The organism is Kribbella capetownensis (assembly GCF_004331485.1).
GTDB lineage: Bacteria > Actinomycetota > Actinomycetes > Propionibacteriales > Kribbellaceae > Kribbella > Kribbella capetownensis.
Map to the genome: position 1 here is coordinate 1 of NZ_SJKD01000002.1, position 21,342 is coordinate 21,342.

18 protein-coding genes are annotated in these 21,342 nt (G+C 66.1%); 9 read left to right on the forward strand and 9 right to left on the reverse strand.

Going from position 1 to position 21,342, the window contains the following annotated elements:
• Positions 1–536 precede the first annotated feature (536 nt).
• From E0H75_RS10240 to E0H75_RS10250, 3 genes are all read left to right on the forward strand, one after another.
• Complete coding sequence (locus tag E0H75_RS10240; protein WP_165553605.1) at positions 537–1,802, forward strand: MFS transporter; 1,266 nt, start codon at positions 537–539, stop codon at positions 1,800–1,802.
• Positions 1,803–1,863: 61 nt separating this feature from the next.
• Positions 1,864–2,781, forward strand: coding sequence for an alpha/beta fold hydrolase (locus E0H75_RS10245; protein ID WP_131513200.1), 918 nt, complete (start codon positions 1,864–1,866; stop codon positions 2,779–2,781).
• A 112-nt stretch (positions 2,782–2,893) separates the two neighbouring features.
• On the forward strand, positions 2,894–3,607 hold the full coding sequence (locus E0H75_RS10250) for a ParB N-terminal domain-containing protein (RefSeq protein ID WP_131513202.1): 714 nt from the start codon (positions 2,894–2,896) through the stop codon (positions 3,605–3,607).
• Positions 3,608–4,304: 697 nt separating this feature from the next.
• On the opposite strand, the gene E0H75_RS10255 is transcribed toward E0H75_RS10250, so the two are convergent.
• The 9 genes from E0H75_RS10255 to E0H75_RS10295 form a co-directional block, all read right to left on the reverse strand.
• A complete protein-coding gene (locus tag E0H75_RS10255; RefSeq protein ID WP_202872937.1) occupies positions 4,305–5,210 on the reverse strand; it encodes a DUF1254 domain-containing protein in 906 nt (301 codons plus the stop codon).
• Between the two features lie 71 nt (positions 5,211–5,281).
• Entirely contained in the window at positions 5,282–6,247 is a 966-nt protein-coding gene (locus tag E0H75_RS10260) for a DUF1254 domain-containing protein (RefSeq protein ID WP_131513206.1), read from the reverse strand.
• A 33-nt stretch (positions 6,248–6,280) separates the two neighbouring features.
• The gene (locus E0H75_RS45220; RefSeq protein WP_202872938.1) at positions 6,281–7,402 is read right to left on the reverse strand and encodes an IS3 family transposase; all 1,122 of its coding nucleotides are present in this window, start codon (positions 7,400–7,402) and stop codon (positions 6,281–6,283) included.
• A 354-nt stretch (positions 7,403–7,756) separates the two neighbouring features.
• A complete protein-coding gene (locus E0H75_RS10270) occupies positions 7,757–7,993 on the reverse strand; it encodes an SRPBCC family protein (RefSeq protein WP_202872939.1) in 237 nt (78 codons plus the stop codon).
• A gap of 3 nt (positions 7,994–7,996) precedes the next feature.
• A complete protein-coding gene (locus tag E0H75_RS43555; RefSeq protein ID WP_202872940.1) occupies positions 7,997–8,161 on the reverse strand; it encodes a hypothetical protein in 165 nt (54 codons plus the stop codon).
• Complete coding sequence (locus E0H75_RS44590) at positions 8,118–8,357, reverse strand: ArsR family transcriptional regulator (RefSeq protein ID WP_202872941.1); 240 nt, start codon at positions 8,355–8,357, stop codon at positions 8,118–8,120. Before E0H75_RS44590 ends, E0H75_RS43555 begins: the two co-directional genes overlap by 44 nt.
• A complete protein-coding gene (locus tag E0H75_RS10280; RefSeq protein ID WP_131513210.1) occupies positions 8,281–8,772 on the reverse strand; it encodes an SRPBCC domain-containing protein in 492 nt (163 codons plus the stop codon). The genes E0H75_RS44590 and E0H75_RS10280 overlap by 77 nt, the downstream gene beginning before the upstream one ends.
• A 1-nt stretch (position 8,773) precedes the next feature.
• Positions 8,774–9,553, reverse strand: a complete 780-nt coding sequence (locus tag E0H75_RS43995) for an ArsR/SmtB family transcription factor (RefSeq protein WP_238162941.1) — start codon at positions 9,551–9,553, stop codon at positions 8,774–8,776.
• A gap of 1,214 nt (positions 9,554–10,767) precedes the next feature.
• The gene (locus E0H75_RS10295) at positions 10,768–13,452 is read right to left on the reverse strand and encodes a TIM barrel protein (RefSeq protein WP_131513214.1); all 2,685 of its coding nucleotides are present in this window, start codon (positions 13,450–13,452) and stop codon (positions 10,768–10,770) included.
• Between the two features lie 203 nt (positions 13,453–13,655).
• Between E0H75_RS10295 and E0H75_RS10300 the strand changes: the two genes are divergently transcribed.
• From E0H75_RS10300 to E0H75_RS10325, 6 genes are all read left to right on the forward strand, one after another.
• A complete protein-coding gene (locus E0H75_RS10300; RefSeq protein ID WP_165553607.1) occupies positions 13,656–15,095 on the forward strand; it encodes an aldehyde dehydrogenase family protein in 1,440 nt (479 codons plus the stop codon).
• Positions 15,092–16,774, forward strand: a complete 1,683-nt coding sequence (locus E0H75_RS10305; RefSeq protein ID WP_131513218.1) for a thiamine pyrophosphate-binding protein — start codon at positions 15,092–15,094, stop codon at positions 16,772–16,774. Before E0H75_RS10300 ends, E0H75_RS10305 begins: the two co-directional genes overlap by 4 nt.
• Before the next feature lie 91 nt (positions 16,775–16,865).
• Positions 16,866–17,999, forward strand: coding sequence for an ABC transporter substrate-binding protein (locus tag E0H75_RS10310; protein ID WP_131513221.1), 1,134 nt, complete (start codon positions 16,866–16,868; stop codon positions 17,997–17,999).
• Between the two features lies 1 nt (position 18,000).
• A complete protein-coding gene (locus E0H75_RS10315; RefSeq protein ID WP_131513223.1) occupies positions 18,001–18,870 on the forward strand; it encodes a branched-chain amino acid ABC transporter permease in 870 nt (289 codons plus the stop codon).
• Positions 18,867–20,657, forward strand: coding sequence for a branched-chain amino acid ABC transporter ATP-binding protein/permease (locus tag E0H75_RS10320; protein WP_131513225.1), 1,791 nt, complete (start codon positions 18,867–18,869; stop codon positions 20,655–20,657). Before E0H75_RS10315 ends, E0H75_RS10320 begins: the two co-directional genes overlap by 4 nt.
• Entirely contained in the window at positions 20,638–21,339 is a 702-nt protein-coding gene (locus E0H75_RS10325; RefSeq protein ID WP_131513227.1) for an ABC transporter ATP-binding protein, read from the forward strand. The genes E0H75_RS10320 and E0H75_RS10325 overlap by 20 nt, the downstream gene beginning before the upstream one ends.
• The last annotated feature ends 3 nt before the right edge of the window (positions 21,340–21,342 follow it).

Sequence of the window (21,342 nt, forward strand, 5' to 3'; positions counted from 1 at the left end):
ACCGCCGATGACCAGGATCCGCTCCATGTGTATCGCTCCCTCTCGTAGGATCGAGTGCAACGGTATGGATTTGATACCGGTATCTTCAACGGAACTGGGCGCAGAACGTCCTGAAGTCAGGCGAGCAGTCGTCGGCTATGCAGACGCCCCTGGCCGCACGGACTAGACCTTGCCGACGGCAATGACCGGCTTACCTTTCACCTTGGGCTCTGCGCTCTGCGTGTCCTCGAAAGATCGACGGACCCCAGTGTTCCCAGCGAATCGAATCGCCCCGCCCGAAGACTCACGTCGTCCCGGCGCGGAGCGGCTCCATCGAGTCGTTCTACAGACCGTGCAAACGCTGTGGCCGGCTTGCGATTCCCAGCGGTAGTGGCAGACGTCACACCTTCAGCATGATGGCTTCGTCGCCACAGTCCTCGCTCGGGGGCCCGCCTGCTGGTCGGCTCGACCTTGCATGCCCTGCCAGAGAAAGCGCCGCCGCCATGACAGCACAGCAGCCGACCGCCCCAGCGGAGACCACAGCTACGCCTCCGCGCATGCGCAAGGTCGTGACCGCCGGCCTTCTGGGCACTTCCCTGGAGACTTACGACCTCTACTTGTACGGCACGGCGTCGGCGACCATCTTCCCGCGCCTGTTCTTCACCAACCAAAGCGACACAGTGGCAACCATCTTGTCGCTCGCCACCTTCGGGGTGTCCTTTATGGCACGTCCGCTCGGCGCCATCATCTTCGGGCACTTCGGGGACCGCATCGGCCGGAAGGAAACGCTGATCACAACCCTGCTGTTGATGGGAGTCAGCACCGCCGTGATCGGTGCACTCCCCACCTACGACAGCATCGGAGCTCTTGCGCCGGTCGTCCTGGTGCTGTTGCGCTTGTTGCAGGGTGTCGGATTCGGCGGGGAGTACTCCGGAGCCGTCTTGATGCTTTCCGAGCACGCCCCAGCCGGCCGGCGCGGCTTCTACGCCGGTCTGAACAACATCGGCCCGGTATTCGGGTTCATTCTGTCCACGCTGGTTTTCCTGGTCACCGGCTCGCTGATGTCGGACGCCACATTCACCGCATGGGGTTGGCGAATCCCGTTTCTGCTCAGTGCCGTCCTGGTCGCGGTGGGTCTCTACGTTCGTAATCAGCTCAGCGAGTCGTCACTGTTCATCGAGGCGGTCAAGAAGCGTGAGTCGGCGACGCCGCCCCTGCTACAGGTCGTGCGGCGCCACCCCAAGGAGCTCATCCTGGGTACCGGCAGCACCGTCGCCTTGTTCGCCATCTTCTACCTGTTCTCGACTTATACCCTCTCCTATGCGACCAAGGTGCTCCAGATGGACCGGAGCACAGTCCTTTGGTCGGTTATTCTGGCCATGGTCGTCAACGGGGTCGCAATCCCGCTCGCGGCTTCACTCTCAGATCGCGTTGGGCGAAGGGCTGTCTGCGTCGCTGGTCTCGCCGCCGCCGCCCTGTGGGCGTTCCCGATGTTCTCGCTCATCAACACCGGGAACTCGTCACTGCTGACCTTGGCCCTGTCGGTGCAGATGGTGTTCTACGGAGTGATCTACGCCCCCATCGCGGCCCTTCTCAGCGAGATCTTCACCACCTCGGTCCGCTTCACCGGCGCCGCCCTGAGCTACAACCTGGGCGGCATCCTCGGAGCAGCCTTCGCGCCGATCATTGCCAGCGCTCTGCTGGCCCGTTACGGCAACACCGACCCGATTGCGCTGTACATCATCGCCATGTGTGTCATCTCCGCAGTCTGCGTAGCGGCGCTGCGCGAGACGCGGCTCACGAACCTCGCCGAGCCGCGATGACACCGCAAGCGTCTCTTGCCCTGGCCATCAGTACGGTCTTGTGCACGGTTGGGAGGCCAGGATGAAACTCGAGCACCAATACGCCGACGTCGGCGAAGTGCGTCTGCACTACGTGCGCGCGGGAGACCGCGCCGGGCGCAAGATCCTTCTGATCCACGGCTGGCCCGAGACGTGGTACGCCTGGCGCCACGTGATCGACGAACTGGCGGAAGCCGACGGAATCGATGTGGTTGCACCTGACCTTCGTGGCCTGGGCGACAGCAGCCGGCCGGCCGACGGATACGACAAGTGGACCATCGCCGCGGACCTGTTTCGACTGGTGCAGTCCCTGTGGCCGACACAGCCGGTGCTGGTGGTCGGACACGATTGGGGTGGGGTGGTTGCATTTGACCTTGCGGTCCAGCTCGGACAGCAAACCGCCGGGCTCGCGGTCCTCGATGTCACTATCCCGGTGGAGGCCGACGACGGCGTCGTCGACTTCAGCCAGGGTGGCCGCCGCTGGCACCACGCATTCCACCAGACTCCCGACTTGCCGGAGCAGCTCATCTCGGGCCGCGAACGCGAGTACTACACCTGGTTCTACACGCACTTCGCAGCCGAGAGGTTCGCAGGACTGGACGCCGCTGTCATCGCTGAGTACCTGCGGTGCTACGGATCGGCAGCGGGAACCAAGCCTGGTCTTGCTTACTACCGTGCTCTACCCGAAGACCGCCGACGCCACACTGAGTTGCCGCGGCCCACGCTCCAGGTCCCGGTGCTCGCCATCGGCGGCGATTCCGGCGCCGGCCGCGGACTGGAACCCGGTTTGTCCCTCCAAGGATTCGCCGACGACGTCACCAGTGAAGTCATCTCGAACTGCGGCCACTGGTTGATGGAGGAACAACCGGCCGCGGTCACGCGGCTGCTCGAGGCCTTTGCCGACCTGGTGCACGCTGGGTGGACTCGTCACACTGGCGAAAACCTGGACACAAGCCAGTGAACAAAAGGGAAGTGCTGTACTGGAGACGAAGCGCGAGACTACTTGGGATCTGGAACGGCAGGCAGAGGAGACGATCGTATTGAGGTGGAGGCAGCCGCGTCGGTCGGGGTTGATGCCTCTGTCCGACGCTCTCGAGGCGGTGGGCGACGACGGCGCGATGGGTACGTACGACGACGAGGTGCCGTTGAGCCAGGTGGTCGGCTCAGTGTCACGTTCGGAGGACTTCGATCACGAGTTCCGGCCGCGCCGGCGGACCGAGCGGTACGACGCTGTGCTCGCCCGGTTCCGCGCCGGTGATCTGCCGCCGGCGGTGAGCGTGGTGCGGCTGGGTGAGCTGTACTTCGTGTCGGACGGGCATCATCGGGCGGCTGCTGCTCGTGAGCTGGGCTGGTCACATCTGGCGGCTCAGGTTCGGCGGATCTGTTCGGTGGCGTACGCGTGCAGTTGCATGACTGTCGCGGACCTTCCGGTCAAGGCGGCTGAACGACGGTTCCTCGAAGAAGTCCCGCTGCCGGACGACATACGTCGCGCCTTGTGGCTCGATCGACCGGCTGATTGGGCGAGGCTGGCTGACTCTGCGCTGGCGTGGGCGTGCCGCCGGCAGCGAGACGGCCGATGGACGCGGGGCGATGTAGACGCGCACAGTCTGGCCAGCGCCTGGTGGATCGAGGAGGTCGCGCCTGCCGTCGCCCGGCTGCGCAGCAACGCACCGACCGACTTGGTCGACGTACAGCTCTACATCACAGAACTCGCCCGCCGCGACGGCGTTGCCGACCTCGCCTGGCCGGCGGCCCATTGTTGCCCAGACCACCTACCGCAGCCCTGATGTGTTGGTGAACAGGGCGGCCGTGACGCGAGCCGAGGGGATGTGACGCACAGTGACGATCACACTCGGCTGCCGGACCCAGCCGACGTGAGAGATGCGGCTGAAAGGGTCGAATAGAAGGAGTCCTGTAGGCATGAAGAAACCCAGGCCACCGTCGTGACCTGGGCTTGGGTGCGCCGCCAGGGACTCCAACCCCCGAACCCGCTGACTTCCAGCTGAGGCTGATCACCGTTTGTCGACGATGCTCGAAAGCTCTTATAGATAAGGGTCTCGCGACTAGGTTCCTCTCGCCGGGCAAGCGCAGGAGGTTGCGCCAGGAGCGCTGCTGTGCACGTCTCGGGTGGCTCTGGCCTAGGCGTCGCGTGACCGTGGGTGAGGTAGAACTCGCCCGCCTCCGTGATTCCCGCCGTCCAGACCTTGTTCTTCCGGCCGACACGGGCGAGGCCGCGGCTGGGCAGCGCGCGGGCGGTGTTCTTCTTGTGGGTCTGATCGCGCCAGTCGCGCGGTGGGCAGCCCTGGCCGATCCACTTGAGTACTTCCACCTGACGATCAGTCAGCTTCGGCGTCCGAACCACATCCAGTAGTCGACCACACCGTCACACTCCGCCAGTTACTGACACAAACCTCACGGCGTCCCTGACACGGATGTTCACTGGGCGCGCCTGCTGCAGGTGTCGAGCGCGGTCGACGGGTGTTGTCAGCCCGTGTACTCGGTGACCTCGGGGAGGATGTACTTGCGTGCGAGGACCTCAGGCCCGGGTCGGTAGGCGCGCATGAGGAAGTTCCATCCGTCCGTGATGTCCAGTCGGTTGGGCTTGTCACCGACGATGTCTGCTGATCCGAAGTACACGGTGAAGGTGTCGTCCGCGTTCATCGCCGTGGTTGCCGGTGACAGGCTGACGTTGTCGGAGTGGAAGAGCGCATCGTCGCCGTAGACAGCGATCGACCAGAACGCATCACACGGTGGAACGCTGTACGTCGCGACGTACGCCGTGGACGCATCGGCGGGTCCGGTGAAGTTGATGTAGACAGCTTCGCTTTCGGGGAACAGCCCCCACGCACCGGCGACGGCAAGGTGGCGGGTGACCTCATCGGCCTCACCCCGGCGTCCCATCCACCCGGCTGGGAACTGCGTGAAGGTGCGGAACTTCTGCTCGTACTGCGCCCGCAGAGCGAGCATCGAGTCCCAGTCCCAATCAGGCGCGGTGAAGGTCTGGGCGCTGCCTGCCTCGATCTGGAAGCGCCGGAGGACGTCGCTGACCTGGGCGATCTCGTCCTCGTCAGTGCGGTTGCGCAACTCGACGCGAGGGATGGCGCAGCAGTATCGGGTCGGGGAGGTGATCTCGTGCCACCCGGGCTCGCGGATGACGGCGACCATGTAGTGGTCATTGTCGATGATGAACACGGACAGATAGCGGTCGTCCATGACCTCCGGCACGAACACGCGAGCGCCGCCGCCGGTGTCGATGACGCTGCCGCCGTACAGGGTGTCACGGTTCATTCGCACCACCGGCTGCTCGTCTGTCGGCGTGGGTCGGGTGATCAGGTAGAACGCGTTCACGCCGCCCGAGCGCCGCTGGAAGGCCTGGAACCGACCGTCCACTTCTGCGCGGATATACGTTTCTGGCTCACGGTCGTCGGCATGTGTGCTCCTCGGCTTGTGCGTCAACGCGACTAGGCGGAGAGGGATTGAATCTGAACGTGGTCCCGTTCCAGGGCTTCGAGGTAGGCCATGATCGCGGGGAAGGTGGTCGGCCTGTACAGGCGGATCACCATGTTCCATCCCGCGACGGTGGTCATGTTGTTCGGACGTCCAGGTGCGTTGAAACAGAAGGTGTAACTGCCGTTTTCGTTAGGCTGGGCGGTGCGGTGGTTGTAGGCGTAGTCCTCGGTGGCGATGAAGCCGTCGGGACCGTAGGTGGTGACGGAGAAGAATCCGCCTCGCTTGTAGTCCAGCGGTGGTTTCTCGAGCGTGAGGCTCGATGGCGCCAGGTCGGCTGCCACGCCTGAGGGGACGAGCTTCGGCCAGTAGACGGCGTGTTCCTTGGGGAGACCGGCCCACCCGCCTGCGGAGGCGATCAGGAACGCCTCGGGTGACACGACGTCGGGTGTCCCGAAGGCATCCCAGCTGTTCACTGTGGGCGCCAGTTTCAGGAGCTCGAGACGTACGGCGGCCAGCGACTCGGGATCGAAACCCTTCGACTGGTACGGCGTTGCCGATGCCGCCTGGATCACGTAGCGGTCCTGGTGCTGGTGCGCGTCGTAGTACCCGTCGCCGTTCTCGGGGCGAACCTCGGTGCGGATGTTCAACCAGATGTGGCTGCCGGTGGTGACCATGTCCGGGGTGACGGTCAGCGAATCTCCGGGGTACAGGTGGGCGAACGAGTACTGGTTCTCGTCGATCATTTGAATGATCGAGTACCGGTCGTCCCACGCTGGATTCGCGATGACAGCTCCCTTGGAGACGTCGACGACGGCGTGACTGTAGAGGCAGTCCTTGTTCTCCCTGATCACGACCTGATTGGCCACGTCGGAGAAGCCCCGTGAGTGCCGGACCGTGTTCACCGGATGGTCTTCGGAGTGCGCGCTGAAGTAGCGATCGGTCTCGGCGACCGTGAAGTTGCTGCGATCCACCAACATCGAATTCCTCCCTCTGATGTTCACCATCCGTCGCTAGGCAAGGGCTTTTGCTTGAGGGTTGGCAATCCCCTGAAACCGTAGAGACTTGAGTCTTGTTGTTCGGTTGTTGACCGGATTCCCGCTGGCTGCGTTGGTGGGCTGGCCCGGAGTCGGGGTCAAGGCTGGCCGGAGGCCACCCCGAAGGGGCTTGGCCTCGACGCCGGCGAGGACGAGGTCAGGCTCGGCGTGCGGGATCGAAGGTCGTTCATGCTGCCTGGTCGTGGTGCAGGTCGTGGCCGGCTTGGAGGCGGAGTTCGTAGTTGACCGGGGAGCGCATGCCGAGGGCGGAGTGGCGCCGGTCGTGGTTGTAGTCCTCGATCCAGGCCGCGACCCGGGCGCGGGCGTGTGCCTTGGTGGTGAAGTGCTCGAGCCTGCGCAGTTCGACTCCACGGTGGAATGCCACGAATCGATGACCGCGTTGTCCAGTGCTGATCCGGGCCGGCCCATGGACTGGGTGATGCCGAGGCGGGTGCAGGCGGCCCGGACGGTGCCGGCGGTGTATTCACTGCCCTGATCGGTGTGCATGACCACGCCGGTGATCGCGTCTTTGCCACCGCGGACCGCGACAGCCATCACCAGCGCGTCGTAAGCCAGTTCGGTGTTGTGATGCTCGCCCAGGCTGAACCCGACGATGCGCCGCGACGCCATGTCCAGCACCGAGTCCAAGAACAACTTGCCCTCGGCGGTGAGGATCTCGGTGCCGTCGCCGTACCACTTGCGGTTCAGTTGACTGGCACCGAAGTCACGTCGGATCAGGTCCGGTGCGCGCCACCGGCCCCGGCCCGGACGGGTGGTCTGGTTGCGGCGGCGTTTCCGCCGCGCCCTCAGACCGAGCTCCCGCATCAACTGTGCGACGGTGTTCTCACTGACCCGCCAGCCCTCGTCGCGCAGGTCGGCGGTGATCCGGGGCGACCCGTAGGTCCCGTGATGCTTGGCGAACCACTGCCCGATCGCAATCTTGAGCTGTTCGCGGCGGGCAAACCGGGGCGAAGCGTCGCCGTACCTGACCACGTGGCGCCACTTGTAGAACCAGGCCTGACTGACCCCCAGCGCCCGGCAACTCGTCGCGTGCGGCACCCGGTAGATGTCCCTCCGGGTGACGATGAACCGGGCCACGGCTACCGGCCCATCGCATCCTTGACCCAGAGGGCCACCGGGCGCTTGAGCACATCGCGCTCCATCGCCAACTCCGCGTTCTCCCGCCGCAACCCGGGCCACCTGCGCGATCGGGTTCCCGGTCTCCCGGACGATCCGGACCGCACCCTCACGGAACTCCCGATCAAACTTCCTACGTGCCTCAGCCATCGCCTTCACCTCAAAGCGGATATCTCCACGCTACTAGGGGAAGCCCAGATCAACGAGAACGCGCGATGAGACTTAGAGCGCGGGTCAGAGACATATGAGCAGGGTGCTGACGTTATCCACGGTCAGCATGCGAGATCCGAGGACGGAGCTCGGGTTGACGTGCAGTCAGCTGAGGTCTGGGTCTTCGAAGGCTTGTTCCAGGGCTTGCGCGGCGGCCGCGTTGGCGGATTCGCGCCCGAGCGGTGGTGGTGAACCCCTCCGGTCCCACCATCGCGACAGGTGCCGGACTTCGGTGAACGCGTCGAACACCAACGCCCGTGGGACGCTGACGACCCGGGAGATCACGATCTCGCGGTCGGCCGTCACCGGCTCCGCCCGCGTTTCTTGCCGTGCCCCTGCCATCGGTCATTTCTCCTGCCGTGTCTGCTTGAGGTCCTGCACGTAGGTGTCCAGCCGGTCGAAACACTCGTTCCAGAACTGCTCGAACCCGCCGGTCCGCTCGTGGACCGGCTGCAGCCCGCGGGCGTCAAGGCCGTACAGGCGCTGCTTGCCCGCCTTGCGGCCCCCCACCAGCCATCTCCCGGAGCACCCGCAGGTGCTTGGATGCCCCCGGCTGGGTCATCCCCAGCTCCCGGGCCAGATCGGTGACCGGCCGCTCACCCGCTCGGAGCAGTACCAGGAGGACGGGTTCAACCGACAGCAGCGAGCACCTTCCCGATGGCGTCGAGCAGGCCGGCGGTGCCGGACTCGCGACCGGCCGCGGCATCTGGCCCGGGACCGTGCACACCGTCGAGGTGGACGCCCTGCTCGGTGAACGTGAGCCGGGTCCCCGGGCCGGCGCCGTCGTCGGTGGGCTCGAACACGATCGTGCTGATCGACGTCGAGGCGTGCACTCTGTCGAGCCACATGTCGTACGTGTAGACGATCCGCTGGTTGGGCGTGATGTCGGTGTACGTGGCGCGGAACTGGGACAGCGGGCCGCCCTCGCCGTGACGTCCGTCGTCGATAGCCACGCCGCCGATCCGGAAGTCGTCGGTGCGCTCGACGTAGACGAACTCGTCGCTGCCGAACCACTTGCGCTTGATCTCGGGGTCAGCGAAGGCGGCCCACACGCGGTCGACCGGAACCGGATACTCGCGCTCGAGCACGAACGTGGCGTGGGTCTGGGTGCGGTCGGTCATGTCAGTTCTCCTGTGTCGGGTGATGGTTGGTGAGGTAGTCGCCCAGGCGGTCGAGCCGGCGTTCCTGCGGGCGGCGGTGGGCCACGATCCAGGCGTTGGCCGGGACCAGCGCGTCGGGCACGAGTTGGTACGTGCGCACCCGGCCGACCTTCTCGGACGACACGATCCCTGCCTCCTCTAGCGCCCGGAGGTGCTGGACGACGGTGGGCAGCGCCATGCCGAACGGTTCGGCGAGCTGGCTCACCGACGCCGGCCCGTCGACCAGCCGGGCGACCATCGCCCGGCGGCTGCCGTCCGCCAGTGCGCGGAACATCCGGTCGAGCTCGGCGTCGCCGCCGGCTTCGTCCGAATACTTAGGCATATACCTAAGTATTCGGATTGAGGTGAGGATGTCAAGCGCGCTAGCTGGGATCTGACGTCGGCGGTCGGCGCCGGGCAGGGGCGGCGCATCACGACGCGGTGGGGTCGAGCGGGTCACGCACTCAACGCCGTGGGCGGCGAACAACGTCTCATCACCGAGGTAATCGTTGGCGTCGCCCTGCCGGGACCTGCGCGGGAAGACCTCGACGGCCCGCGTTCCGTGCTCTCGGGCGAGCGCGGTGGCCGCCTCGAGCAGGCGGTGCGTGAAGCCGTGGCGGCGGTAGCAGACGCGGGTGAAGAAGCACGTGACGAGCCACACGTCGTCGTCCTCGGACGGGTCGCGGTCGGCGAGGATCCGCTGACGCTCAGGCGAGCACGGTGATCGCGATACCGTCGACGACAGCCGCAGTTTCAAGAGCATGAGGCGACCTGTGGCAGTGAGGACTAGGAGAACATGCACCAGGAAGCCGCTGCCCGAGCGGCAATGAATCCCTAGGGATCGCGTGCCAGGCGGGAGCGGACGACCCCACGCTGACGACAATAGTTGCCTTCGGCAGCCACTCGGCAGCGATCAGGCGGTACTAGCATCCCGCCACCAGCTGGCTGATCCTCCTGCTTCAGCGTTCGAGGGGATGCGCACCTTAACCACGCGACTCCAACCGAGAATCTGAGCAGTGCTACGAATGGGGCAAGTCACAGTTGCACCTGCCTGGAATCGCCGTCTGCGGCCCGACGGCAGGAAGTCCGCGTTCGTTGAGCGCTGACCCGTTGGCGGGAAGGAGATCCCGAACCACGCATCGAGCGTGGCATCGGCGCCCAGGACGCCATGCTGGGCGGGGCCGCCGCGCTGCAGGATCCGCAGCAGCTCCACCAAACGTTGCGCGACCTCACTCGGCACATTGGGACCCGCCGTTCTCAACGTATCTATCCGTGGGACGCCGCGAAGTGTGTACGTCGCACCAGGTCCGGGATCCAAGGCCGTCGACTCGGCGATGGAGGTCATTGTTGGCTTGGTGAGTCCAGCAAGCGCATGATGGTGATGTGAGTGAGCCCTCGGAGACGGTTCAGGTGTCGACGACACAATGCTGGTGCTGCGGTGCGGAGTTCGACGAGCGCGATCTCGTCCGGTTGGGGTCGCATCCCGAGGTCGGCGTGTGCTTCGGCTGTGCTCGCTTCCTGCAGCGGGGAGCCGCGGCGCGGCAGGACGCACTCGTGCCGACCTGGTCGGGCCGCGTCAGGGGCGCCATCCGCTCGGTACGGAATGGCGTGATCGCTCGGGACTTGCACAACCGTCCCGTGGTTGGACGGTTTTTGCGACGGCTGGACCGGCACTTGCCTTAGGCCTCAGCCGAGGTGCCATCACTATCGGTATCCCAATACTGAGCTTTCGGGCGATGGCGTGGGTGATCTCGACGGTGCCGGCTTTGACGTCGAGCTCAGATCAAAGCACAGCCAGCTTCGCCGGCGCGGACGTCGCCGCCGTCGTAGACGATGGGCCTCCCACAACTGTCGGATAGGCCGAGCAAGCAGCCCCTACTCGGTAGTCCACGAATCTCTGTGAGTGAGGACCCGGCCTGCAACCACCTCAAGCGGAGACGGCAGTTACACCTAGGCCATGACCTGCAGGCCCAATTCTCATGCCGCGTCGGTGCCGGGTGTTTGGTGCTGCAGAGGATCCAGGTGTTGGCGGACGTAGGTGATTGCCTGGCGTGCGTGCTCTTGTGCGCCTGACTGGGCTACGCGGGTCGCGTGGGGGATCTCCAGGGCGTAGGGGATTCCGGCGGGCAGCGCGGACAGGACGCCGTTCAGGTCGAGGCCGCCTTCGCCGGGGAACAAGCGCTCGAAGCGCGCTGTATGGATGAGGCCTTCCTGGCTCGAGGGGGTCTCGGCGGGAGCATCGCAGAGGTGGGCGAAGTGGAACCACGCCGGTGGCAGGTCGCGGAGCTCGGCGATGCTGGAATCGGAGCGGGCGAAGTGGAGCAGGTCGACAAGGATGCCGGCGTTGGGCTGGTCGGCGGCACGCAGGACACGGACGGCTTCGGCGAGGTCGGGCGTCTCGGTCCAGGACGGGAACTCCAGGTCGATGGTGAGACCGAATGGCTGGGCGAGGTTGCAGAGCTCGGCGAAACGGTCCGCCTTGCGGCTGAAATCCGGATCGGGCAACTGGGTGATGACATGGCGAGCCCCGAGCTCGGCACCGGCCTCGAGGAAGCGCAGATAGTCCCGCGGCCGGCCCTCCGGTCCGATCCTGGCCAGCTCCACGTCGAGTACGTCGACACCGGTCGCGGCCAGCCGGCTCCTGGTTGCCCGCATCAAACCAGTGTCGGTGGCCAGCGGGTAGTGCGGCTCCTGCGCCGTGACTCGGGTCATTCTCAGTCCGACGTACCGATATCCCGCCTCGGCGGCTGCCTCGACCAACTCCGGGGGTGACAGGCTCAGTGCGGTCAGGTGCGCCAATGAATAGTCGCGCCGATCGCCCGGCGCCGCTCGCCGACTGCGCCTGTGCGCGGCCATGCAGACAGCCGCACTGTTCGCCGCACCGTAGCCCTCGTACGATCCGGTACGCTGCACCACTTCGAAGAACAGCCGTCCGCCGACGATCTCAGTGGAGAAGTGCAGGTACTCGCCGTGCTCGTCCCGGTCGTACAGGATCGAGTGTTCGCGCATGGTGGCCAGCAGTTGCGGTGGCAACAGGACGCGGGCGTCGAGGTCGTCGTAGTAGTTGTCCGGCAGCTTCAGCAGCGGTACGCCGAGTTCACGCATCGCGCGCGCGGCTGCGACCGCATCATCGGTGCTGAAGGCAACGTGTTGAGGATTCGGGACCGTCGGGCCCCAATCCCCTCGTCGCAGCGGAGCGGTGTTCAGATTGATCCGTACCCGATGATCCGGGTCCGATGCGGTCCGTCGGTGGATCAGTCCGAAGGGGGCGGGCAGCTCCGCGACCTGATCCGATTGCATACCCAGCACGGAGCGATAGAACAGTACGGCGTGGTCGAAGTCGTCGATCGACTCGGTCAGCGACACGTGATCGGTCCCGGTCAGGAGCTCTGCGGGCGCGTCTGCACCGGTCGGGAGGAAGTCGTCCAGCCAATCGGTGTGGCAGAAGAAGACGGCGGTGCCGTCGGGCGCGGCCACCGAGCAGAGGTCCGCCTCGTCCGGCCGGAACGTGCGTGGCAGAACCGGGGCCATGAGCCGTTCCGCTCGCCGGGCTGAGACCTGTGGATCCGCACTGTTCACGGCGAGCGCACAGATGGAGGCAGTAGCCGGGTGGACCGCTCGCTCGGGCGCGAAGTTCAGGAGTACTCGCGCATTGCCTTGCTCCCAGAGCTGAACGTGCTTCGACCGATGCTGCCCGGCGTGCGCGAATCCAAGCGCGGTAAGGGTTCTGGCCACTGCCGGACCCGATACATCGTCAACCGCCAGCTCGCTGAAGGCATGCCCAGTGAGCGGCGGTGCCGGTGGCAACGACAACTCGCGTTCTTCCAGAGTGAGCAGGGACCGCATCGCGTCGACTGCGGCGTACCGCGGGTCGCTCTGCCGGTAGACATCGTTGAACACCTCGAGCGAGAGCGGTCCTGAGTACCCGGTCGACAACACCCGTTCGAGAAAGCCCGCCACATCGAAGACACCCTGCCCAGGAAACAGCCGGTGATGGTGGCTCCAGTCGGCCGCGTCCATCCTCAACCGCGGCGCATCGGCAAGCTGCACGTGAAAGATCTTCGAACCCGGTACGTCGTGCACGTCGAGATCGTCGCCACGAGCGAACACATGAAAGCTGTCCAGGCACACTCCGAGTGCCACGTGACCAGACTCCCGCACGATTCGCCACGCATGCTGAGGGGTGTTGACGAACCGTGCCCACGCCGTCGCCTCATAAGCGATCCGCAGGCCGCGCCGCGCCGCTCGGTCAGCAAGCGTCGTCAGCTGCTCGGTCGCCAGTAGGTCGTCGTCCACGGCGGCCGCTGATTCCGACGAGCAGACCAGCAGGGTGGTGCATCCGAGCTGTTCCATCACGTCGAACTTTCGTTCGGCCCGGCGCAGATTCGACTCGTTCAGCCCGGCCGGCACGGCCTCGAAGTCATGGAACGGCTGGTACAGGTCGATCGACAGGCCGAGCGTCGCGCACTCGTCCCGCACCCGCCGCGGCGACCATGGCGACATGATCAGATCGTCTTCGAAGATCTCGATGCCGCTGAATCCGGCCGCGGCTGCGGCCGCGAGCTTGTCCTCGAGCGTTCCCGACAGACACGCGGTGGCGATCACCGGGCGCGGTCCGTTCAGTCCGGCCGTGGAGCTGGTCTGGCGTTCGGCGGTGAGCATGACACCTCACAATGAACGAACTGGTTACTTAGTTATACGCTCATCGGGCGACGTTGCCAACGGGATGTGATGCCAGCGTTCCGTTCTGTGGATCAGAAGAACCGCCAAACGGACCCTTGCCAGGCGATCTAATGAACCATACGGTTAGTTCAATCCCCACGCGGACTCCCCAACACCCGCGCCGCCGGAGCAAAGGGAGCACTATGGACGGAATCTATGCCGCCGGATGTCTGGTGGCCGGTCACTGGCTGACCGAAGGCCCGTCGGCGCATCGAATCGGCCCTCACCTCAGACGCGCCGTCAGCCGAGCCCGTACGGCGCTGCCCGCCGACATCACCACTGCGCTGAGCTACGCACGAACATCGGCCCAGGCGGTTGCGGCACTCGCGCCGGCCACCCGGGCCGAGATTCTTGAGCGGGCGGCGGTCCGGGTAGCCGAGAGGCGCGACGACTTCGCCCGGCTCCTGGCCGTCGAACTCGGCAAACCACTCAAGGACGGGCGCGGTGAGATGCTCCGGGTCGCTGACACCTTCGCCGTTGCCGCCGCGGAGGCTCGCGCGATCGGCGGCGAAACCCTGCCCGTCGCTGGGTGGGCTCGTGGGGTGGGCAACACCGCCTTCACGCATCGCGCCCCGGCGGGTCCCGTCGTGGCGATCACTCCGTTCAACGCGCCGGCCAATCTGCTGGCTCACAAACTCGCGGCGAGCTTCGCCGCGGGCAACACCACGATCGTCAAACCTCCGCCACAGGCGCCGGCAGCCTCGACCGAACTGGTCAAACTCCTTCTGGAGGTGGGCATGCCGCTCGAGGCGGTCCAGATTCTCCACGGCGGCGGCGATGTCGGTGCTGCTCTGTGCGCGGCGCCCGAGATCGCCGTCGTGAGCTTCACCGGAAGCGCGGCGGCCGGGGCGGCTGTCGCGAGCGCGGCCGGCCCCAAGCGAACGGTGCTGGAGCTCGGGGGCAACGCGGCAACCATCGTCTGTGAGGATGCCGACATCGAGCAGGCCGCCGCGAACTGCGCTCGGACCGGCTACAGCAACTCGGGTCAGAGCTGTATCTCTGTGCAACGTGTCTACGTTCAGCGCGGCCGGTTCGACGAGTTCGTCGAGAGCTTCACGGGGCAGGTGAAGAGCCTTGTCGTGGGCGATCCGCTGGACGCAAGGACGGACGTCGGCTCGATGGTCGACGATGACGCGGCTGAACGCGTCGTCCGCTGGACCGCGGAGTCGGGTGGAACTGTCACCATCGGCGGCACCCGGGACGGCGCGGTCTGCGCGCCGACGGTCGTGGCCGCTCCGGCGCCCGACGCAAACCTTGTCAAGGAGGAGATCTTCGGCGCGTGCGTCGCGGTCCTCCCGTACGACACGTTCGAGGACGTGATCCAGACCTGCAACCAGAGCAGATTCGGCCTGCAGGCCGGCCTGTTCACCTACGACGTACGCCGCATCCTCACCGCCTGGCGCGAACTGGAGGTCGGCGGACTGGTCGTCAACGGCTCCTCCAACTTCCGCCTTGACCATGTGCCGTTCGGCGGCGTGAAGGACTCCGGCATCGGCAGGGAGTCGCCCCGGTGGATGATCGAAGACTTCACCGTGACCAAGACCCTCCTGTTGCGGGGGATGTCGATCTGGGGAGAGCAGTGAGCACAGCCGCCGAAGCGCTCGTCGCACAGCTTCAGGAGCTGGGAGTCGAGGTCGTCTTCGGCACCTGCGGTCATACCAACATCGCGGTTCTCGACGCCCTCGGGCGCAGCCCGATCCACTTCGTCATCGCCCGGCACGAGCAGGCTGCCGCCCACGCGGCCGACGGGTACGCACGAGCGTCCGGCAAGCCGGGCGTCGTCTTGGTGCACGTCGGCCCCGGGCTGACGAACGCGGTCACCGGGGTGATGACCGCGGCGCTGGATTCGGTTCCGCTGGTAGTGATCGCGGGCGACATTCCGTCGTACTACCGCGGCCGCCATCCGCATCAGGAGATCAACCTGCACATCGATGCCGATCAGTCGGCGATCATGCGGCCGTTCACCAAGCGGGTCTGGGATGTGCAGCATCCGCATGAGCTCGGCCGGGCGGTCGAGAGGGCGTTCTGGACGGCCACGACCGGTCGGCCCGGTGCCGTCCTGGTCAACGTTGCGATGGATGTTTTCAGTAGACCGGCGGCGCCATACCCGATGTTGAGTCACGCGGACCGGCCGGATCTGCCCGCCAACACGGCCGAACGGATCGCCAGGGAGTTGGCCGCGGCGCAGCAGCCGTTGATCTATGTGGGCGGCGGACTACGCGAGTCCCGTGAGGAGCTGATCGGGCTGGCCGAGCACTTCGACATCCCGATCGCGCATTCGCTGATGGCCAAGGGCACCATTCCCGACAGCCATCCGCTGGTGCTGGGAATGACCGGCTTCTGGGGCCTCGCGCTGACCAACGACTACGCCCGCAACGCCGACGTCGTCCTCGCGTTGGCCACTCGCTTCGCGGAGACCGACGCCAGTTCGTGGGATCCCCGCTATACCTGGGACTTCACTGACACCACGCTGATCCAGATCGACATCGACCCGAACGAGCTGGGCCGCAACTACCCGGTCACCGTAGGTGCTGTCGCGGACGTGGGCCTCGCCGTACGAGCGATCGGAGAGGCGGCCAAGTCGTACCCGCCGGCCGAACGGCCTGAGCTGCGCGAACAGATCCGGCAGACTCGGACTGCGTCTTTCGTCCGGGACTTGAGTGAAGCCTTCCCCCTTCGGCCGCAGCGCATTCTCACCGATCTACGAGAAGCGTTGCCGCCCGATGCAGTGCTCGTCACCGACGTCGGCTGGAACAAGAACGGCGTCGCCCAGTGCTATGAACTGCCCGACACCGGCCGCTTCATCACGCCGGGAGGTGCCTCCACGATGGGCTTCGGGCCGGCCGCCGCGGTCGGCGTTCAACTCGCGCAACCGTCCCGAACCGTCGTGGCGCTGATCGGCGACGGCGGTATGAGCGCTCAACTCCCCGCCATATCCATGGCGGTCGAGCAGGGCACACCAGTGATCTTCGTCGTGATGAACAACCAGTCGCACGGGACGATCTCCGATCTGCAGACGTCCGCCTTCGGGCGCAGCTACGGCTGTGACTTCGCCGCCACTCCGGACTTCGCCGCTGTGGGCATGGCCTGTGGCGCTGATGGGTACGGCGTAACGGCTCCGGACGAACTGAGCAGCGCATTACGCCAGGCCGTCGGGAAGCGGCGACCGGCGGTCATCGACGTACCGATGGTGAACGAACCGGTCCCGACACCTGGCCATTGGAACATCAAGGACATCTACCAAGGCGACTTCGTCGTCTGAAGGGGCATCCGAGCTATTTCCTCGGACAACGCCCACCGATATAACTAACGTACTAGTTCGTGACTTATTCAGCGCCACGTAGAGGTGAACCGTGAGACTCACGATCGTCGCTGTCGTCCTGGCAGCCCTGACCGCCTGCTCTGCGCCCGGTGAGACGTCCGGGTCCGCCGGCGAGGCCACCGGACCTATCAAGATCGCCAACATCAACGCCCAGAGCGGCCAGCTCAGCTCGCTCGGCAAGTGGGAGAACAAGGGCGTCAAGCTGGCGGTCGACGAGGCGAACAAGGCCGGCGGGGTGAACGGCCGGCAGATCCAGCTCGACCTCTTCGACGACCAGGGCGACCCGACGGTCGGCACCAACCTGGCGCGCAAGATCTCCTCCGAGGGGTACGTCGCGATGCTCGGCACCGCCGAGAGCGCAGTGACGCTGGCGATGGCACCGATCCTCAAGACCGCCAAGATCCCGAACATCACGTCGGGCCAGTCGCCCAAGCTGGCCGACCTGAAGAGCCCGTTCCTGTTCCTGAACGCGCCCACCAGCGTCACCTTCGACGAGACGCTGGCCAAGTACCTGGTCGACGAGAAGGCCTACAAGAAGATCGCCCTGATCAGCAACAACGGCGCCTACGGCAGTGGCGAGCACGACGCGTTCATCAAGTCGCTGAAGAGCCGCAACCTCACGCCGGTCGCCGACGAGGTGGTCACACCGGAGCAGAAGGACTTCAACTCCAACCTGGCCAAGATCCGCCAGCAGAACCCGGAGGTCCTCTTCATCGGAGCTGAGGAGGTCCAGTCGGGGCTCATTGCGAAGCAGGCCCGCGAGCTCGGCGTGAAGGCGATCTTCGCCGGCGGTGCGCCGATGGGTACCGACGTCTACGCCACCACGGCGGGCCTGGCGAACGCGGAGGGTTCGGTGGTCAGCTCGCCGTACCTCAGCAACGAGGCCAGCCCGGCGGGCAAGGAGTTCGCCACGAAGTACAAGGCGGCGTACGGCGAAGACGCCGAGCTGCACGGGGCCAAGGCATACGACGGTGCGTCGATCCTGATCGAGGCGTTGAAGAAGACCGGTGGCAAGGGCGGCCAGGAACTAGCCGACGCTATCCGCGGCGTGAAGCGCGACGGGCTGCTCGGCCAGTACAACTACGACGATTTCGGTGTCGGAATCCACGAAACCAAGATCGGTCTGATCAAGCAGGGCAAGGCCTTCCCGGCGACCGCGAGCTGACGTGCAGGTCTTCCTTCAGACCCTGATCGGCGGCATCACCTTCGGGGCGGTGTACGCGCTGGTCGCGATGGGGTTCTCCATCGTGTACCGGACGATGGGGCTGGTGAACTTCGCCCACGGCAGTGTGGTGATGATCGGCGCGTACGCCGCCTCGACCTTCTACATGGCCAGCCGGGTGCCGTTCGCGGTGGCGATCGTGGTCGCGATCGTGGTCACCGGGCTCATCGGCCTGATCATCGAGCGGTTCCTGCGGCCGTTGGAGAACAAGGACTTCACGCTGATGCTGATCGGCACCATCGGCTTCGGTGCGGTTCTGGAGGCGCTGGCCATTCTGATCTGGGGAGCGACCGGACGCGCGGTGCCGAACCCGGTCGCGACCGAGCCGCTGGACCTCGGTGGCGTCCGGATCCCGACGTACAGCCTGCTGGTGATCGGGGTCGCGGCGCTCGCCACCGGCATGCTGGCCTGGTTCCTGCGGCGCACCAAGCTCGGCGCGGCGATGCAGGCGGTCGCTATGGATCACGAGGCAGCGACCGCGTGCGGGATCCATGTCGGGCGTAGCAACGCGATGGCGTTCGGGATCGGTGCCTGCCTGGCCGCGGTAGCCGGCAGCCTGATCGGCCCGATGCTCTACGTGAACCCGACGATGGGCGGGACGCTCGGCATCAAGGGCTTCGCCGCGGCCATGCTCGGCGGCTTCGGCAGTATGCCGGGGGCGATCGTCGGCGGGCTGGCGTTCGGCCTGCTGGATGCCTTTGCCGCCGGCAACTTCCAGGGGTACTCCGATCTGGTCACGTTCGTGGTCTTCGCGCTGGCCGTGATGATCCGGCCGACCGGCATCTTCGGGGAGACGACGGTGAATCGGGCGTGAAGAGACGGCTGTTGCTGCTGGCACCGATCGCGGTGGCCGCCTGGCTGCTGCCCTACGGGCTCGGCGGCTACACCATGCATGTGGTCGATGTCGCCGTCATCTTCGCCATCCTGGCCATCGGCCTCGGCCTGACCATGGGGGTGGCAGGGCAGATCAACCTGGCGCAGGTTGCATTCTTCGGTGTCGGCGCCTACACCGTGGCGATCCTCACCACCCGGACCGGCCTCAGCTTCTGGCCGGCCGCCGTACTCGCGATCCTGGCGGCGGTCGCCGCGGGCCTGCTGGTCGGCATCCCGGCGTTGCGGATGCAGTCGCACTACCTCGGCATCGTCACCCTCGGGCTCGCGCTGGGGTTCATCAACTGGGTCACCAACGCAGGCATCGCCGGCCGAGCCGAAGGCATCAGCAACATCCCCGTGCCGCCGCTGTTCGGCATCGACCTGTCCAGCGGCTACCTCTTCTACTACCTCGAATTGGTCGTCTTCGCGCTGGTACTGGCCTTCGCCCTGTTCGTCACCCGCTCACCGCTCGGCCGGCGGATGCGGGCCATGCGCGACGACGGCCTCGCCGCCGGAGCACTCGGTGCGGAGATCCCGCTGCTGCGGATGACCGCGTTCGTGCTGTCCGGCCTGTACGGCGGTGTGGCCGGGCTGCTCTATGCCGGCCTGATCCAGTTCGTCGCGCCGGAGACGTTCAGCATCAGCAACATGTTCCTGCTGCTCGCGATGGTGATCATCGGCGGCCGGGCGAGCGTCATCGGCTGCGTCATCGGCGCACTCGGCCTGGCCTTCGTCCGGGAGGCACTGCTTGACGTGTCGGCGTACGCCCAGCTCGGCTACGGCATCGTCGTCGTACTGGTCGTGGTCTTCTTCCCCCAAGGCCTGGCCGGACTTCCCGCTCAGGTCTTCCGCCGCAAGGCCCGCGAACGCCCACGCCTGGCTCCCTTCGTCCCGTACGACGAAGCCCCGCCGACCCCCGCCCGGACTGCGCTGGAGATCGACCAGGTCACCAAGCGGTTCAAAGGACTCGTCGCACTGCAAGACGTCTCGCTGTCCGTGCCTGTGCGCGAGATTCGAGGGATCGTCGGGCCCAACGGATCCGGCAAGACCACGCTCTTCAACGTGATCAGCGGCTTCTACACGCCCACAGCCGGCCGGGTCCGTCTCGACGGCAACGCGGTCACCGGTCTGACGCCGTACCGGCTGTCGCTCGAAGGCATCGCGCGGACGTTCCAGAATCTGCGCCTCTTCGAGGACCTCACGGTGCGCGACAACGTCCTGGTGGCGCTGGATCGTACGCGAACCTCCTGGATCTGGCGCTACCTCGCGCTGCCCTGGGCGGTTGCCGGCTACGACCGGTCGCTGCGCGGTCGAGCCGAAGAAGTGCTGCAGCGCTTCGGACTGAGCGACTTCGCCGACGCCATCCCGCGGTTACTGCCGTACGGGATCCAGCGGCGCGTCGAGATCGCGCGGGCGATGGCGTCGTCGCCGTCGTTGCTGTTGCTCGACGAACCCGCGGCAGGTCTCAACGGCGACGAGGTCGGCCGGCTCGCCGAGATCGTGCGTTCCATCCGGGACTCGGGCGTCACGGTCGTGGTGATCGAACACAACATGGGCCTGGTGATGTCGCTGTGCGACCACATCACGGTGCTGTCCGGTGGACGAGTGATCGCCGACGGGTCACCGGACGAGGTGGCCGTCGACCCGCGCGTGGTCGAGGCCTACCTCGGCGATTCCATGACGGCACCAACAGAGAGGGAGGCTGAGCATGACCACGCTGACCGTTGAGGGCCTCTCGGTGCGGTACGGCGGTGTCCGCGCGGCACACAACGTCAGCTTCACGGTCGAACCGGGGCAGTCGCTCGGCATCATCGGCGCCAACGGCGCCGGCAAAACCTCGACCTTGAAGGCGATCATGGGCCTGGCACCCCGCCAGGCCCGCGCCATTCGCTTCGGCAAGGATGACCTGCTCCGGGCCGCACCGCACACTCTGGTCCGCCGAGGCATCGGGTACGTGCCCGAAGGCCGGCATGTCTTTCCCGGGCTGACGGTGGAGAAGAACCTCCTCCTCGGCGCCTACTGCCGAAGCTGGAAGAACACCCCGATCGCCGAGATCTACGACCTGTTCCCCGTCCTCGGCGACATGCGCCACCGGCCGGCCGGCACCTTGTCCGGCGGCCAGCAGCAAATGCTCGCCGTCGGCCGGGCGCTGATGTGCCGGCCGAAGGTGATGCTGCTGGACGAGCCGTCGATGGGCCTGTCACCGATCCTGGTGGGCGAGATCGCCAACGTGCTCAAGCGACTCAACGCCGACGGTCTCGGCATCGTCCTGGTCGAGCAGAACGCGAAGCTCACGTTCGAGGTGACCACCACCTGCCTGGTGATGGAGAACGGCGAGATCGCCGCGACCGGCACCTCCCGCGAGCTCCGGCACGACCCGCAGGTGAGGCGGATCTATCTGGGCCTCTGAATC

Excerpts from the sequence above, each read along its gene's own strand:
- E0H75_RS10240 (WP_165553605.1), top strand. The coding sequence starts at position 537 with ATGCGCAAGGTCGTGACCGCCGGCCTTCTGGGCACTTCCCTGGAGACT.
- E0H75_RS10245 (WP_131513200.1), top strand. The coding sequence starts at position 1,864 with ATGAAACTCGAGCACCAATACGCCGACGTCGGCGAAGTGCGTCTGCAC.
- E0H75_RS10250 (WP_131513202.1), top strand. The coding sequence starts at position 2,894 with ATGCCTCTGTCCGACGCTCTCGAGGCGGTGGGCGACGACGGCGCGATG.
- E0H75_RS10260 (WP_131513206.1), bottom strand. The coding sequence starts at position 6,247 with ATGTTGGTGGATCGCAGCAACTTCACGGTCGCCGAGACCGATCGCTAC.
- E0H75_RS10270 (WP_202872939.1), bottom strand. The coding sequence starts at position 7,993 with ATGGCAGGGGCACGGCAAGAAACGCGGGCGGAGCCGGTGACGGCCGAC.
- E0H75_RS44590 (WP_202872941.1), bottom strand. The coding sequence starts at position 8,357 with ATGCCGCGGCCGGTCGCGAGTCCGGCACCGCCGGCCTGCTCGACGCCA.
- E0H75_RS10280 (WP_131513210.1), bottom strand. The coding sequence starts at position 8,772 with ATGACCGACCGCACCCAGACCCACGCCACGTTCGTGCTCGAGCGCGAG.
- E0H75_RS43995 (WP_238162941.1), bottom strand. The coding sequence starts at position 9,553 with ATGCTCTTGAAACTGCGGCTGTCGTCGACGGTATCGCGATCACCGTGC.
- E0H75_RS10295 (WP_131513214.1), bottom strand. The coding sequence starts at position 13,452 with ATGCTCACCGCCGAACGCCAGACCAGCTCCACGGCCGGACTGAACGGA.
- E0H75_RS10300 (WP_165553607.1), top strand. The coding sequence starts at position 13,656 with ATGGACGGAATCTATGCCGCCGGATGTCTGGTGGCCGGTCACTGGCTG.
- E0H75_RS10325 (WP_131513227.1), top strand. The coding sequence starts at position 20,638 with ATGACCACGCTGACCGTTGAGGGCCTCTCGGTGCGGTACGGCGGTGTC.